The organism is Streptococcus mitis, from assembly GCF_002096895.1.
Taxonomy (GTDB): domain Bacteria; phylum Bacillota; class Bacilli; order Lactobacillales; family Streptococcaceae; genus Streptococcus; species Streptococcus mitis_AH.
Genome location: NZ_NCVI01000020.1, coordinates 505,129 through 520,487, shown reverse-complemented (window position 1 = coordinate 520,487; position 15,359 = coordinate 505,129). Strand labels below are relative to the sequence as shown.

Annotated in this window: 13 protein-coding genes and 1 tRNA gene; 5 read left to right on the top strand and 9 right to left on the bottom strand. The window is 40.8% G+C overall.

Annotated elements, in window-relative coordinates:
• Positions 1–97: 97 nt before the first annotated feature.
• From vncS to cshA, 9 genes are all read right to left on the bottom strand, one after another.
• Positions 98–1,426, bottom strand: coding sequence for a sensor histidine kinase VncS (gene vncS, locus B7697_RS07165; protein WP_084951029.1), 1,329 nt, complete (start codon positions 1,424–1,426; stop codon positions 98–100).
• On the bottom strand, positions 1,423–2,079 hold the full coding sequence (vncR, locus tag B7697_RS07160; RefSeq protein WP_084951026.1) for a response regulator transcription factor VncR: 657 nt from the start codon (positions 2,077–2,079) through the stop codon (positions 1,423–1,425). The genes vncS and vncR overlap by 4 nt, the downstream gene beginning before the upstream one ends.
• Positions 2,080–2,220: 141 nt before the next feature.
• Positions 2,221–3,600 carry an ABC transporter permease subunit Vex3 gene (vex3, locus tag B7697_RS07155; protein ID WP_084951024.1) on the bottom strand — a complete coding sequence of 460 codons (1,380 nt, stop codon included), beginning with the start codon at positions 3,598–3,600 and terminating at the stop codon, positions 2,221–2,223.
• A 55-nt stretch (positions 3,601–3,655) separates the two neighbouring features.
• Entirely contained in the window at positions 3,656–4,303 is a 648-nt protein-coding gene (gene vex2 / locus B7697_RS07150) for an ABC transporter ATP-binding subunit Vex2 (protein ID WP_000173751.1), read from the bottom strand.
• A gap of 118 nt (positions 4,304–4,421) precedes the next feature.
• Positions 4,422–5,699, bottom strand: a complete 1,278-nt coding sequence (locus tag B7697_RS07145; protein WP_084951023.1) for an ABC transporter permease — start codon at positions 5,697–5,699, stop codon at positions 4,422–4,424.
• A gap of 136 nt (positions 5,700–5,835) precedes the next feature.
• Positions 5,836–5,921: transfer RNA gene (locus B7697_RS07140), tRNA-Leu, on the bottom strand.
• An 81-nt stretch (positions 5,922–6,002) separates the two neighbouring features.
• Complete coding sequence (locus B7697_RS07135) at positions 6,003–6,578, bottom strand: cysteine hydrolase family protein (protein ID WP_045605990.1); 576 nt, start codon at positions 6,576–6,578, stop codon at positions 6,003–6,005.
• Positions 6,578–7,366 (bottom strand): GTP-sensing pleiotropic transcriptional regulator CodY, encoded by a 789-nt coding sequence (gene codY / locus B7697_RS07130; RefSeq protein ID WP_000940738.1) that lies wholly within the window; start codon positions 7,364–7,366, stop codon positions 6,578–6,580. The genes B7697_RS07135 and codY overlap by 1 nt, the downstream gene beginning before the upstream one ends.
• Positions 7,367–7,621: 255 nt before the next feature.
• Positions 7,622–9,196 (bottom strand): degradosome RNA helicase CshA, encoded by a 1,575-nt coding sequence (cshA, locus tag B7697_RS07120; RefSeq protein ID WP_084951022.1) that lies wholly within the window; start codon positions 9,194–9,196, stop codon positions 7,622–7,624.
• A gap of 329 nt (positions 9,197–9,525) precedes the next feature.
• Between cshA and B7697_RS07115 the strand changes: the two genes are divergently transcribed.
• The 5 genes from B7697_RS07115 to B7697_RS07090 all read left to right on the top strand — a co-directional run bounded on the left by B7697_RS07115 (position 9,526) and on the right by B7697_RS07090 (position 15,339).
• On the top strand, positions 9,526–10,842 hold the full coding sequence (locus B7697_RS07115) for an FAD-containing oxidoreductase (protein ID WP_000958933.1): 1,317 nt from the start codon (positions 9,526–9,528) through the stop codon (positions 10,840–10,842).
• Between the two features lie 250 nt (positions 10,843–11,092).
• A complete protein-coding gene (gene murT, locus B7697_RS07105) occupies positions 11,093–12,436 on the top strand; it encodes a lipid II isoglutaminyl synthase subunit MurT (protein ID WP_084951018.1) in 1,344 nt (447 codons plus the stop codon).
• Positions 12,436–13,218, top strand: a complete 783-nt coding sequence (gene gatD / locus B7697_RS07100) for a lipid II isoglutaminyl synthase subunit GatD (protein WP_084951016.1) — start codon at positions 12,436–12,438, stop codon at positions 13,216–13,218. Before murT ends, gatD begins: the two co-directional genes overlap by 1 nt.
• A gap of 126 nt (positions 13,219–13,344) precedes the next feature.
• The gene (locus tag B7697_RS07095; protein WP_084951013.1) at positions 13,345–14,427 is read left to right on the top strand and encodes a M24 family metallopeptidase; all 1,083 of its coding nucleotides are present in this window, start codon (positions 13,345–13,347) and stop codon (positions 14,425–14,427) included.
• A gap of 12 nt (positions 14,428–14,439) precedes the next feature.
• Positions 14,440–15,339, top strand: coding sequence for a hypothetical protein (locus tag B7697_RS07090; protein WP_084951011.1), 900 nt, complete (start codon positions 14,440–14,442; stop codon positions 15,337–15,339).
• Positions 15,340–15,359: the final 20 nt, after the last annotated feature.

Sequence of the window (15,359 nt, the reverse complement as noted above, 5' to 3'; positions counted from 1 at the left end):
ATTGTTCATTTTATCACTTTTTGACAAAAAAATCTAGTTTTTCCCGCAGTTTCGATTGAATTTCTTCTAGCTTCCTCTATGTAAACCCTTTCTCTCCCTAGTCTTGGGCGACTTTTGGAAAAGCTATGAAGAAGGTCAAACGATTCTCCTTCATCTCAAAACGATAAGGTAATTTTTCATGTTCTAATAGACTCTTGACCACAAAGAGCCCCATCCCAGAACCCTTGGCCTTGCGACTAGCATTGTCAGAAAAAGACTGGGCTAGTTTTTCTTGTTCTTCTGGACTGCAGCTATTTTCTATAAAAAGTTCCCCTTTTCTCTCTCCAATACGAACCAAACTACCTGGAGCAGAATGCTTGATGGCATTGCTGATGAGGTTAGAAAGAATCAACTTCATGACTGATGGATTTAGATAGGCCTGATGATGGTTCAAACCATTTTCAATTTGAAGTTCTCTTTCCTTGGCTAGTAAAGCATAATCTTGAACTAGACTTTGCGTTATCTTGAGGAGGTCAATTGTTTCCCTATCATCTCGTAATTCCTGCACAGAAGAGAGGGAAAGTATCTGCAGAACATGGTGATTGAGCTCATCCACAACCCCCAAGGCAACTCCCAGATAGTGGTCTCTATCCTTATAGCGGCCGATATTCTCTTTCATGTTTTCAATCAGAATTTTCAAACTAGCCAGAGGTGTTTTCAGTTCATGAGAGGCACCACGTAAGAACTCAACCTTCATCTTTTCCAGCTGGAGAATGGCTTCATTCTTGTCATGCAAGTCCGCAATCACAGTCAAAAGATGCTGGTAGAGGCTATTAATTTGCTCCTTGAGATCCCCAATCTCATCCTTAGAATCCACGCGCAATCGCACTTGGGCATCCAAATCCATCATCCGACGGGTCACCCGCTTGATTTCCAAAATTGGAGCAACAATAGTCCGAGCATAGATATAGGCTACCAAAAGAGAAATTAGAAAGGATGCCAGCAAGGTATAGGGAAGAAACTGGAGACTGATTTGCTCTGCTTCCTTTTGCAAGTCCATGGAAGCTAGAAACTGGAGAGTCAGAGTACCACCGTCTTGCGTTGTCACCTCACGCTCCTCAATAAAGAGAGAGGTGGTCTGGCGGCCTGTGTCCAGAGGAAGGCTGTCTTTGACTTCTAACTTGTCCTCGGTCATCTCGCCCTTAACGGCCCCCTTGATATCACTAGTCTGGGAATACAAGTCTAACACTTGCTCGATATTCTGCCTATCTTTCCCTTCTAGGGACTGGGCAATGGCTGTTGCCTTCTGACCAATGGTTTCCTGACGATGACTCAGATAAGTCGAAGGAAAAAGAAAATAAATAGCCAAATGAAGGCAGATAACCAGAACACTAAATATCGAGAAGGTATAGATAAATATCTTTGTAAATAAACCTGTTCGTTTCATTTTCGCTCCAATTTATAACCAACATTGCGCACAGTGAGGATGCAATCCAAGTCTAGCTTTTTCCGCAGTTCCTTGATATAAACATCAATGACACGGTCAAAGGGAACCTCATCTGTCGCTTTCCATACGGCATCGATTATCTGAGATCGAGTCAATGCCCGGCCTTCATTTTTCACCAGATAGTCCAGAATTTCCAACTCTTTGGCATTGATGGCTACTTCCTCTCCTGATAGACTGGCACTGTAGCTCTCAAAGTCCACTTGGGTATCCTTATAGGAGAAGATTCGTCCCGTATCGTAGTAACGCTTGAAAATCGCGTCCACCCTCACTTTTAAGAGGGAAAGGGAGAAAGGTTTTTCCAGATAGCCATCTGCTAGCGAAGCAAAAGCACTCATCTTGTATTCCTCATCCTGAAAGGCTGTCAACATCAAGACAGGGACCTGGCTGGTTTTACGAATCTCAGCTAGGACTTCTAGGCCATTGAGCTTGGGCATCTGGATATCCAGTAAAACCAAGGCTACTTCATAGCTGGAAAATTTTTCTAAGGCTTCTTGCCCGTCTGCGGCTTCAATGGTTTCATAACCACAATCCGTCAAATAATCACTGACCCCCTCACGGATCATCTCTTCATCTTCTACAATTAAAATTTTCATAGAAAAACGTTTCACATTCCTTTAAATTTCTTGTAAATCATCTCAATTTCATCTTGAAAGAAAGAGGCCTTATCAAGATAAAATAGATAAAAATGCTACCTATATTATACCCCATTTAGGAGAGAATAGGTAGCAAGTTTGTTATTCACTATCCAGCAGAAGTTCTTTTGGTTGTTTTCTAAGGAGATTGCTTGAAGCAAGTGCCATAACCAGAACCACTAGAATCAAGGCAAGGACAAAGACGATGATAAAGTCTGATGTCTGAATAGAAATATCTAGGCTCGACAAGGTCTTACTAAAGCCATCTACTTCTGCACCACCACCAAGGTTAGAGGCTTGAGCAGCCTTGCTAGCTTGCTTGGCAACACCTGAAGTAACATTGGCAAGAACAGTATTTCCGATTGCACGCGCTGTGTAGTTAGCTAAGAAATAAGCAGAAACAAGAGCAGGGATGGCAATCAAGATTGATTCAGTAATGAATTGACCCAAGATACTTGCCTGCTTGAGACCGATAGAGAGGAGAATTCCCACCTCCTTGCGACGGGCATTGATCCAAAGGCTGAGCAAGAGGGCAAGGAGAAGGACTGAGAAGCTTAAGCTACCCCAGAAGAGGAGGTTGGCCATCTTGTACATACCAGAGATGGATTGCTCAAGAGCTGGGTAGTTAGATGAGCTCTTAACAAGTGTATAGCTCTTCCAGTTGATACCACTGATGCCATTCAACTCTTTCATAACATCATCCAAGTTCTTGTCCGCTGTTACAAAGAAGGTTGCGTCCCCATAAATGGCTGTATCTTCTGTGTATCCATAAAGTTTTGCAGCAGTGTGAATGTCTGTAATAGCTGTATTTTCGTATAGTTCTTGTGAATAGGTTACTGCCGACTTATTGTGACCATCAAAGAGTCCCTTGATTGTCACTTCGACTGTTTCCTTGGCACCTTTTTCATTATCGGCATCGTAGATATTAGAATCTAGTTTGACCTTATCCCCTACTTTCCAGCCGTGTTTGGCTGCCAAGTCCTTGTGCAGGAGGATCTTGTCCTTGTCATCGTTGGTTAGGTGCTCACCTTCGACCAGCTTATAAGAACCAGAGACAAACTTGTCTTCTTTAGAGGAGTCATTGACACCTGTAATCATCAAGCTACTTCCAAAATGTTTGGCACGGTCAGGTGTCAGATTTTTCTTGGTATCTGGCGTTTCGATAAGTTCATATCCAGTCAAATCTCCGATAGCGTTGATGCGTTTAACATAAGACTCGATGGCCTTGTTTTCGGTGATTTTTTTGATATCTTCACCCTTAATATTCCCAGCACCACGTGGCGTTCCTTGATTGACGCGACGATTGATTTGCATGGAGAAGCTGTTGGTGATATTTTTAAATGTCTCCTGAGAAGCCTTGGCAGTAGCTCCCTTGATTGACAAGCCGACCAAACTCAAGCTCGCCATGAGGAGAATAATCAGGAAGATGACAATCGATTTGAAAAACTTCCTTGTAACATAGGCAAATGCGTTGTGTAACATAGGTTCCCTTTCTAGATTTTGTTCTATTTTATAGTTCTAACAGAAAAAGCTCATATTATTTCGTCGTATTGCGAGTTTCAGTCAGTTTCTTGTCCTTCAACTCAAGTGTAATATCTGACGCTTGTGCCACTTCTTTACTGTGGGTTACGACAATGACACATTTACCTGTTTTCTGGGCAAGTGATTTGAGCAGTTCGACAATATCTCCAGCAGTTTTAGGGTCCAGATTTCCTGTTGGCTCATCTGCTAGAATAACTGGAGCTTCTGATACCAAACTACGGGCAATGGCAACACGTTGTTGTTGACCACCTGATAACTGGAGAACATTCCGCTTGATCTGACTTTCATCTAAACCAAGCTCAAGCAGCGTATCCTTGCTTGCCTTTTTATTGACCAAGCGGATATTTTCCAGTGGAGAAAGATAATCTATCAAATTATAATTTTGAAAGACCAGGGAAATATGGTGCATACGATGGTAAGAATAGCCCTTCTTACGAATGTCCTCTCCTTGGAAAAGGATAGAACCTTCAACAGGACTATCTAGACCAGCAAGCAGGGACAAGAGAGTGGATTTTCCCGCTCCTGATTCCCCAATAATACTGTAAAATTTCCCAGGTTCAAAATTATAATTGATCTGATATAGGACTGCTTCAGCAGTGTTCTTATAACGGTAGGTAACATCTTGTAATTGTAATAAAGTCATGATTTCTCCTTCTTATACTCAATGAAAATCAAAGATTAAACTAGGAAGCTAGCTGCAGGCTGTACTTGCGTACGGCAAGGCGAAGCTGACACGGTTTAAATTTGATTTTCGAAGAGTATTAACTAATAGATGATAAAATTTCCTTAGGTGATTTTCTAAATAAGAATAGGAAACAAAGGGCTACAGATAAGCAACTAAGCAGAACTAGAAAAACATAGGATTCTGCAAAAGATAAGATGCTGGTTGATAAACTGCTTGCTTTGGCTAGTGTATCTTGTAAGCTTGCCTGATCTCCACTTGCTAGGACAGTTTGGAGCAGATAGGATGTAATGGCGTTTCCTGCAACAAATGCTGGAAGCAAAGCACCTATAGATACCAAAACTACCTCTAAACAGAACTGTAGGAAGATCGAGCTCTTGCCTTTTCCAAGTGCAAGTAAAATTCCCACTTCATAGACTCTTTCTCTCAACCAGAGAGACAAGACAAGAATCAAGGCTCCTGCTCCTGCTATCAACATTCCATAAAGGAAGATGGTCAGAAAAGTTTGGAAGGTAGCAACTGAGTCTTTGATTTGTTCAAAAGCCTTGCTTTCCTTTTCGACTTGATAGCCTTGATTTTCCAAAGACAAGTTTTCAACCTGCTTCATGAGTCCGTCCATTTCCTTAGGATTTTCTACATAGAAGCGTGCTGCACTGACTTGAGCTTCACTATTTCCCAAAAGGGTCTGGCTACTTTCATAGTCTGTAAAGACTTGATTTTCACTGAAGTCAGAAGACAAGCCTGTGAATTTCTCCTGTTTTTTACCAGAAAAGATGCCAACAATCTCAAACTCAACTGTCTGTCCCTTGCCAGATTCTGACTGTCCAGCATCCAAGCGAAGCTTGTCATGAAGGGAAAGACTGTTCTTCTTAGCCAACTCTTCGTGGATCAGAATTTTCTTGGAATCCCCTTTTTGAAGGTGTCGCCCTTCTTTTAAGTTGAAAGCCGAGCTGGTAAAGGTCACATCCTTAGATGAATCCTCAAGAGCCGTTAAGCTGACCAAGTTCTTATCCGCAGCTGACAAATCATCACGCTCCACGCTCTGCTCTCCACTCACCGCTTCCTTGTCTTTTAACTTTGCGACCGTCTCGAGTTCAGGAGAAACATTTTCCAGTCCCTTAATCTTGCTTACAGATGCTAGGTCTGACAACTTGAATGTCTGACCATTTTCTATCTTCTTAATAGAAAAAGATGTGTTGAGTGATTTGTAAAGATTGGTTTCAACTGTTTTGTTGGACTTCATCAGAGTCAAACAGGCTGAAATTCCTGCTAAGAGGACCAATAAAATCAGAAATAAAATAAAACTTCTCAGTCGTTTTCTGCTGACATAGGCCCAAGCTCTTTGGATTGGATTCATTTGTCACCTCCATATTTGTAAGACTATTATAAAATCCAAATATGAAATGTTTATGAAATACAAAAAAAGAGCAAAAATTTTTTGCTCTACTTGAATTAGATAAAAAAAGAGCTAGCCTAAGCTAACTCTTATCCTATGCGGAGAGAGGGACTTGAACCCTCACGACCTAAAGCGGTCACAGGATCCTTAGTCCTGCGCGTCTGCCAATTCCGCCATCCCCGCGTCGATTACTTTACTAGTATATCAACTTTTAGGATGCTTGTCAACACTTTTTTTCAAAATTTTTCATTTCAATCAACCAAATTACTCTGAAATTTCATTTAGATTTTCATCTACCAACTTAGCTCCGAGTGTGTTTTTGAAATGACCTAGGGCAAATTGGTGATTTTCAGGCCAGATGGAAGCAACAGCTGGTTTAACAATCTCGATGTCATATCCTAGATTATAGGCATCTATAGCTGTATGCAGGACACAGATATCCGTCAAGACTCCGGTTAAAATAACTGTAGAAATTCGACGCTCTCTCAAACGGATATCCAGGTCAGTCCCTGAAAAAGCTGAGTAATGGCGTTTATCCATCCAAAAGACACGACTGTCTGAACCATGCTCTTGATAAAATGTCCCCAAATCTCCGTATAAATTCCGTCCACTAGTCCCAATCAAATTGTGAGGAGGAAACAGCTTGCTTTCTGGATGAAAACAATCGTTTTCTTCATGAGCATCAATGGTAAAGAAGATGTAGTCTCCTCGTTCAAAAGCTAATCGAGTCACTTTGCTAATGGCTTCTGAAATTGCCTGAGCTGGAGCACCTGCTGTCAGCTTCCCACTATCAGCAACAAAATCTTCTGTATAATCAATCGAAATCAAAGCCTTAGTCATTAGTAATCTCTTTTCTTCACTTCTTCAAAAATATCTGAAATCAAAACCTTAAGGTAGGTTCCCTTCATTCCAAGTGAGCGACTTTCAATAATCCCTGCAGACTCAAGTTTACGAAGGGCATTGACAATCACAGAGCGAGTGATTCCGATACGGTCTGCAATCACAGACGCAGTCAATTGCCCTTCATTTCCATTTAATTCCCCTAAAATTGCTGAAACAGCACGGAGTTCTGAATAAGAAAGGGTGTTAACCGCCATGGTAACAGCAGTACGGCGACGGATATTTTTCTCATCTTCTTCACGCTGGAAGTTAAGGAGTTGAATCCCAACAACGGTACTTGCAATCTCAACAAGGATCAAATCCTCGTCTTCGAATTTTTTATCATTGCGCCAAATAATCAAAGAACCAAGGCGAATCCCTGATACATGAATCGGTGCAATAGTCGTCAAACCATCTGGAAAGTCTGCACGACTCTCCACAGGGAAAATACTCAAATCATGATCAACCGTCAGATTGGCTTCTGTATCGTAGATCATGTTCGCACCTTGAATGTAGTCATCTGGGAAAATCTTAGTTTGGAAGAATTGCTCTACACGATCTGTATTGGTTTTATAACGCATAAAATAGCCAAGGAGACGTCCCTTGCTATTGACGATGCAGGCGTTACAGTCAATAATGTCTGCCAATTGACGGGTAATCGCATTGTAGGGAAGTTCTTCCTGCAACTGCTCCTCTGAGCGCTTCAGGATAGAAGTAATTTTTCTAGTTTTTTCTAATAAATGTGCCATTTTTCACCTCGAATATAATCGCTATCATTATAACATAAACAGCTTGAATTTTCAATTATTATCTGAAAATTGCTTATTTAATTGCAATTTGAAAAAACAAGAATATTTTTAATTAAATTGCTTCTTTTCTATTGACAAGCTCCCTCTTTTTGTGTATTATAATATTACAAGAAGATAATATATCTATTTTGTTTATCTTTCTTTTACATTCGGTCTCCTTATATAAAAAAGCGATTCATTTTGAACCGCTTTTTCTTATTTATCGCCCTTGTTACGAATCACAAAGCCTGTTTTCTTTTCGCTTGAAGTATTGCGTGGTTTTTTATTATCCTTACGGTAACGTTTTTCCTTATCGGAACGATCGTTGCTACGACTTCCTTTTTTGAAATCATCACGACGACCATTGCCACGGCGATCACGGTCTCGACGGTCGTCCCCACGACGGCTTCCACGGCCTCCCTTACCTTTACCACCGAAGCCACTACCTGATGGTTTAAATGGAAGTGGTTTTTCACGCGCAATCTCCACTTCAGGCAGACTATCTGGATCTTGAACTGTTAGACTCAAGATATACATTGCCAATTCTTCTGGAGTAAATTCGGCAGCTAGCTTACGAGCATCCTTACCAAATTTCTCAAAGTTGGCACGGATTGTCTCATCTGCAAAATCACGTTCGATTTTCTTGAGAGCTACGTGTTTTTTTGCTTGGAAAGCTTCTTCTGCACTTGCAGGTTTGAGACCTTTCATGCGTTTCTTAGTCAAATTCTCAATGATTTGGAGGTAACCCATTTCATTTGGTGATACAAAAGTAATAGACTGACCTGACTTACCAGCACGACCTGTACGACCGATACGGTGAACATAACTTTCAGGATCTTGTGGAATATCGTAGTTATAGACATGAGTCACACCTGAAATATCCAACCCACGCGCTGCAACGTCTGTCGCAACCAAAACATCAAGATTGCCATTTTTAAAGTCACGAAGGACACGAAGACGTTTGTTTTGGTCTAGGTCTCCATGAATTCCTTCTGCACGGAAGCCTCGGATTTTAAGACCACGAGTCAATTCATCTACACGACGTTTGGTACGACCAAATACGATAGCAAGCTCAGGTTGCTCCACATCCATGAGACGAGTCATGGTGTCAAATTTTTCTTGTTCCTTGACACGGAGATAGTATTGGTCAACCAATTCTGTTGTCAATTCCTTGGCAGCAATCTTCACATGCTCAGGTTCTTTCATAAATTGAACACCGATACGTTTGATGGCATCTGGCATAGTTGCTGAAAAGAGCAAGGTTTGACGGTTTTCAGGAACACGAGAAATGATAGCTTCGATATCTTCAAGGAAGCCCATGTTGAGCATTTCATCCGCTTCATCAAGTATAAGAGTTTCAATATCTTGTAATTTCAAGGCCTTGCGTTTGATCAAGTCCAAGAGACGACCTGGAGTTCCTACAACAATATGAGCACCCGATTTAAGAGCCTTAATTTGTTTTTCAATGCTTGATCCGCCATATACTGATCGAACCTTAACTCCCTTACTACGACCAAAGCGGAAGAGTTCTTCTTGACTTTGGACAGCTAGTTCACGAGTTGGAGCGATGACCAAGGCTTGGATGGTCTCTTCTTCTGTACGGATTTTTTCAAGGGTAGGTAAGCCAAAGGCTGCAGTTTTTCCTGTACCAGTTTGAGCTTGACCGATAACATCCTTGCCTTCTAGAGCTAAGGGAATGGTTTGTTCTTGGATAGGGCTGGCTTCTACAAATCCAGCTTTTTCAATCTCTGCTAGCAAATCAGCAGACAAGTTTAATTCATTAAATTTCACGTTATTCTTCTTTCTAAAGGTGGTGCGAAGCCACCCTATAGGGCTTAGTTTATACTTTTCTTTTTATGACGTATTTTCATATACTGGATATAAAATCGTGTTGCTTCTTTTCCACAAAAGAAAAGTACTGTTTTCTTTGCAACCTATCTAGTATAACACAAGAGAGAAGCAAAAGATAGCCTAATCCTTCGATAATGTTATGTAAACGATTTTTCTGAGAAAATGAGGCTATAATTTCCACTATTTCATAAACTTTTTTAAAGCGTAGCAGAATTGTGCAAAAGTTTTTTTCTTGTGCTAGAATGAAAATCGAATAGGAGGAACTCTAAATGTTAACTTATGATTTAATCGTTATCGGATTTGGTAAAGCTGGTAAAACACTAGCTGGTAAATTAGCTTCAGCTGGCAAAAAAGTTGCCCTCGTTGAACGTAGCAAAGCTATGTACGGTGGAACTTGTATCAACATCGGATGTATCCCAACAAAGACTTTGCTAGTTGCTGCTGAGAAGGACTTGTCTTTTGAAGAAGTGATTGCTACCAAAAACACTATCACTGGTCGCCTCAACGGTAAAAACTATGCGACTGTTGCTGGTACAGGCGTCGATATCTTTGATGCGGAAGCTCACTTCCTTTCAAATAAAGTCATCGAAATCCAAGCTGGTGATGAGAAGAAAGAACTGACTGCTGAAACAATCGTCATCAACACTGGTGCTGTTTCAAATGTTTTGCCAATCCCTGGACTTGCTACAAGCAAAAACGTCTTTGATTCAACAGGTATCCAAAACTTGGACAAATTGCCTGAAAACCTTGGAGTCCTTGGTGGTGGAAATATCGGTCTTGAATTTGCTGGTCTTTACAACAAACTTGGAAGCAAGGTTACAGTTCTAGATGCCTTGGATACTTTCCTACCTCGTGCAGAACCTTCCATTGCAGCTCTTGCTAAGCAATATATGGAAGAAGACGGTATTGAATTGCTTCAAAACATCCGTACTACTGAAATCAAAAACGACGGTGACCAAGTGCTTGTTGTAACTGAAAACGAGACTTACCGTTTCGATGCCCTTCTCTACGCAACTGGACGCAAACCAAATGTAGAACCACTTCAACTTGAAAATACAGATATTGAACTAACTGAACGTGGTGCTATTAAAGTAGACAAACATTGTCAAACAAACGTTCCTGGTGTTTTTGCAGTTGGAGATGTCAACGGCGGCCTTCAATTTACTTACATTTCACTTGATGACTTCCGTGTTGTTTACAGCTACCTTGCTGGAGATGGCAGCTACACACTTGAAGACCGTCTCAATGTACCAAATACCATGTTTATCACACCTGCGCTTTCACAAGTTGGTTTGACTGAAAGCCAAGCAGCTGATTTGAAACTTCCATACGCAGTGAAGGAAATCCCTGTTGCAGCAATGCCTCGTGGTCACGTAAACGGAGACCTTCGCGGAGCTTTCAAAGCTGTTGTTAATACTGAAACAAAAGAAATTCTTGGAGCAAGCATCTTCTCAGAAGGTTCTCAAGAAATCATCAACATCATCACTGTTGCTATGGACAACAAGATTCCTTACACTTACTTCACAAAACAAATCTTCACTCACCCAACCTTGGCTGAAAACTTGAATGACTTGTTTGCGATTTAATACTCTTCGAAAATCTCTTCAAACCACGTCAGCGTCGCCTTGCCGTAGATATGGTTACTGACTTCATCAGTCTTATCTACAACCTCAAAACACTGTTTTGAGCAACCTGCGGCTAGCTTCCTAGTTTGCTCTTTGATTTTCATTGAGTATAAGTTCAAATCTCATCTTAACTAACAGCCCTCTTTGGGCTGTTTTTACTTCTGCGGAACCTCAAATCTGTCTTTTCCCTCTTTTATGATATAATAGAAACATGAAATTAAAAACTACTTTGGGCCTTCTTGCTGGGCGTTCTTCCCACTTCGTTTTAAGCCGTCTTGGCCGTGGCAGTACGCTCCCAGGAAAAGTCGCCCTTCAATTCGATAAAGATATTTTACAAAACCTTGCTAAGAACTACGAGATTGTCGTGGTCACTGGAACCAATGGAAAAACCCTGACAACTGCCCTCACTGTAGGCATTTTAAAAGAGGTTTATGGTCAAGTTCTGACCAACCCAAGCGGTGCCAACATGATTACAGGGATTGCGACAACCTTCTTAACAGCCAAATCTTCTAAAACTGGGAAAAATATTGCCGTTCTAGAAATCGATGAAGCCAGCCTATCTCGTATCTGTGACTATATCCAGCCAAGCCTTTTTGTCATCACGAATATCTTCCGTGACCAGATGGACCGCTATGGTGAGATTTACACAACTTACAAGATGATTTTGGATGCTATTCGTAAGGTGCCTACTGCCACTGTTCTCCTTAATGGAGACAGTCCACTTTTCTACAAGCCAGCTATTCCAAATCCTGTACAGTATTTTGGTTTTGACTTAGAGAAAGGTCCAGCCCAGCTGGCTCACTATAATACCGAAGGAATCCTCTGTCCTGACTGCCAAGGCATCCTCAAATATGAGCACAATACCTATGCCAACTTGGGGGCCTATATCTGTGAAAATTGTGGCTGCAAACGTCCTGATCTCAACTATCGCTTGACAGAACTAGTTGAGTTGACCAACAATCGCTCTCGCTTTGTCATTGACGGACAAGAATACGGTATTCAAATCGGTGGTCTCTACAATATCTACAACGCCCTAGCTGCAGTTGCTATCGCCCGTTTCCTTGGTGCAAATCCACAACTCATCAAGCAGGGATTTGACAAGAGCCGTGCAGTCTTTGGACGCCAAGAAACCTTCCATATCGGTGACAAGGAATGCACCCTCGTCTTGATTAAAAATCCAGTCGGTGCGACCCAAGCTATCGAGATGATTAAACTAGCTCCTTATCCATTTAGCCTATCTGTACTCCTAAATGCCAACTATGCAGATGGAATTGACACCAGCTGGATCTGGGATGCTGATTTTGAACAAATCACTGACATGGACATTCCCGAAATCAACGCTGGCGGTGTTCGCCATTCTGAAATCGCACGTCGTCTACGAGTAACAGGCTATCCAGCTGATAAAATCACTGAAACAAGTAGTCTGGAACAAGTTCTTAAAACCATTGAGAACCAAGACTGTAAGCATGCCTATATCCTAGCAACTTATACTGCTATGCTGGAATTCCGCGAACTGCTGGCTAGTCGTCAGATTGTTAGAAAGGAGATGAACTAATGGTTTATACTTCACTTTCCTCAAAAGCTGGCAATTACCCCTATCAGCTCAACATTGCCCACCTCTATGGAAACCTCATGAATACCTACGGGGACAATGGAAACATACTCATGCTCAAGTACGTGGCTGAAAAACTGGGAGCCCATGTGACGGTTGACATCGTTTCTCTCCATGATGACTTTGATGAAAATCACTACGACATCGCCTTTTTCGGTGGCGGTCAAGACTTTGAACAAAGTATTATTGCAGACGACCTACCTGCTAAAAAAGAGAGCATTGACAACTACATCCAAAAGGACGGTGTGGTTCTGGCTATCTGCGGTGGTTTCCAACTATTGGGTCAATATTATATTGAAGCTTCAGGGAGACGTATCGAAGGGCTAGGTGTCATGGGCCACTACACCCTCAACCAGACCAATAACCGTTTTATCGGTGACATCAAGATTCACAATGAAGATTTCGATGAAACCTACTATGGTTTTGAAAATCATCAGGGCCGTACCTTCCTCTCAGATGATCAAAAACCACTGGGACAGGTTGTCTATGGAAATGGAAATAACGAAGAAAAGGTCGGCGAAGGGGTTCATTATAAGAATGTCTTTGGATCCTACTTCCACGGGCCTATCCTCTCTCGCAATGCCAATCTAGCTTATCGCCTAGTCACTACAGCCCTCAAGAAGAAATATGGTCAGGACATCCAACTCCCTGCCTATGAAGACATTCTCAGCCAAGAAATCGCTGAGGAATACAGCGACGTCAAAAGCAAGGCTGACTTTTCTTAAACCAAGAAAAACCATATCAAAGAACTCCGTTATCTTGTCGGAGTTTTTTTGTCTTTTCTTTTACCCTTCTTCCTTGCATTTTCTCTCTTTTTTTGCCAAAATAGAGGGGTAGAAAGAAGGTAGCATATGTCTAAATTACAACAAATCGTAACATATCTTGAATCAGAAAAACTAGACGTCGCTGTCGTATCTGACCCCGTCACAATCAATTACCTCACTGGTTTTTACAGTGATCCCCATGAACGCCAAATGTTCCTTTTTGTCCTAGCGGATCAGGAACCCCTCCTCTTTGTCCCAGCCCTTGAGGTTGAGCGTGCTACTAGCACTGTTTCCTTCCCAGTTGTGGGCTATGTAGATTCTGAAAATCCATGGCAAAAAATGAAACATGCTCTTCCACAACTTGACTTCAAACGTGTCGCTGTTGAGTTTGACAATCTTATCTTGACCAAATACCATGGCTTGAAAACCGTTTTTGAAACTGCTGAGTTTGACAACCTCACTCCTCGCATCCAACGCATGCGCCTCATCAAATCAGCTGACGAAGTGCAAAAAATGATGGTTGCAGGTCTCTATGCTGATAAAGCTGTAAAAGTTGGTTTTGATAATATTTCTCTTGATAAGACAGAGACAGATATCATCGCCCAAATCGACTTTGCCATGAAACGTGAAGGTTATGAAATGAGTTTTGATACCATGGTCTTGACTGGTGATAATGCTGCAAATCCACACGGTATTCCAGCAGCAAACAAGGTTGAAAATGACGCCCTTCTCCTCTTTGACCTTGGTGTTCTAGTCAACGGCTATGCTTCAGATATGACTCGTACGGTCGCTGTCGGCAAACCTGACCAATTCAAGAAAGACATTTATAACTTGACTCTTGAAGCTCAACAAGCTGCTCTTGACTTTATCAAACCAGGTGTGACTGCCCATGAAGTGGACCGCGCTGCCCGTGAGATCATCGAAAAAGCTGGTTACGGCGAGTACTTCAACCACCGTCTTGGTCACGGTATCGGTATGGATGTCCACGAGTTCCCATCTATCATGGAAGGAAACGACATGGTCATCGAAGAAGGCATGTGCTTCTCTGTTGAACCAGGTATCTATATCCCTGGTAAAGTCGGTGTTCGTATTGAAGACTGCGGTGTTGTTACCAAGGACGGCTTTGACCTCTTTACAAACACCAGCAAAGACTTGCTGTATTTTGATTAATGGTATTATTTTATGTTAAATGATCTCTTTAAATTTGTAGATAATGTTACTAATGAAACTTCTAAAGTCGTAAATGATATCGTTAATGAATCTTCAAAGGTTGTAAATAATATTGCAAATGAATCCTCAAAAGTTGTAAATGATATTGCAAATGAGACTGCAAAAGCCGTGAAAGTAGTTGTAGATGAAACTTCCAAAATAACGACCAATACTGTAGATGGAGCTGTTTGTGTTGCCAATAATACTATGACAGGAATTTCTAATTTTATAAGTGTACCTGGTAAAGTTGTAAATTTAATTTTTGAAATACACTCGTGGAATAATCAAGAACGTCTTGAAAAGAAACAAGATGAAGAACGTAGACAAACTTTATCCATTCAATTCCCTGAATTCTTAAATCAAGAAGAGTTTAATAGAATAATTCATGAAGAAGCTAATCAAATTATTCGAATTAAAAAAATAGAAATTAATCAAGCTTTAATTAATTTTGAGGTGTATTCAATTAGTAGGATTTCAACTTGGTTTTTTACTTTAGATTATAATGATTATGGAAGTTTAACGGGGAAAGTTAGAATTTCAAAAGATAATACTGACTCAAGTATCCCTAAAAATATTAGTTTGCGAATTTCTGAGCGACTTAATGCTATTTTAAAAAATCAGTATATCCTTTCACCTGATGACTATGATATTTTACTTACTAAGGAACCTACAGACGTAAAAGAGATTTTTGAAAATTTTGGATTTCATAATGTAACATTACTTGAAGAAAGATATGAAAAATTACCTCATTTTATTAAGAATTACAAAATACATAGCATTACAATAGGAAATTGCAAATATTTTGATAAAGATTCCTATTTTGATAGTAATTCTTCTGTTGTGATTTCCTATTATCTACAAGAAAACCAATAATAAAAACGTAAAGTTAGCAG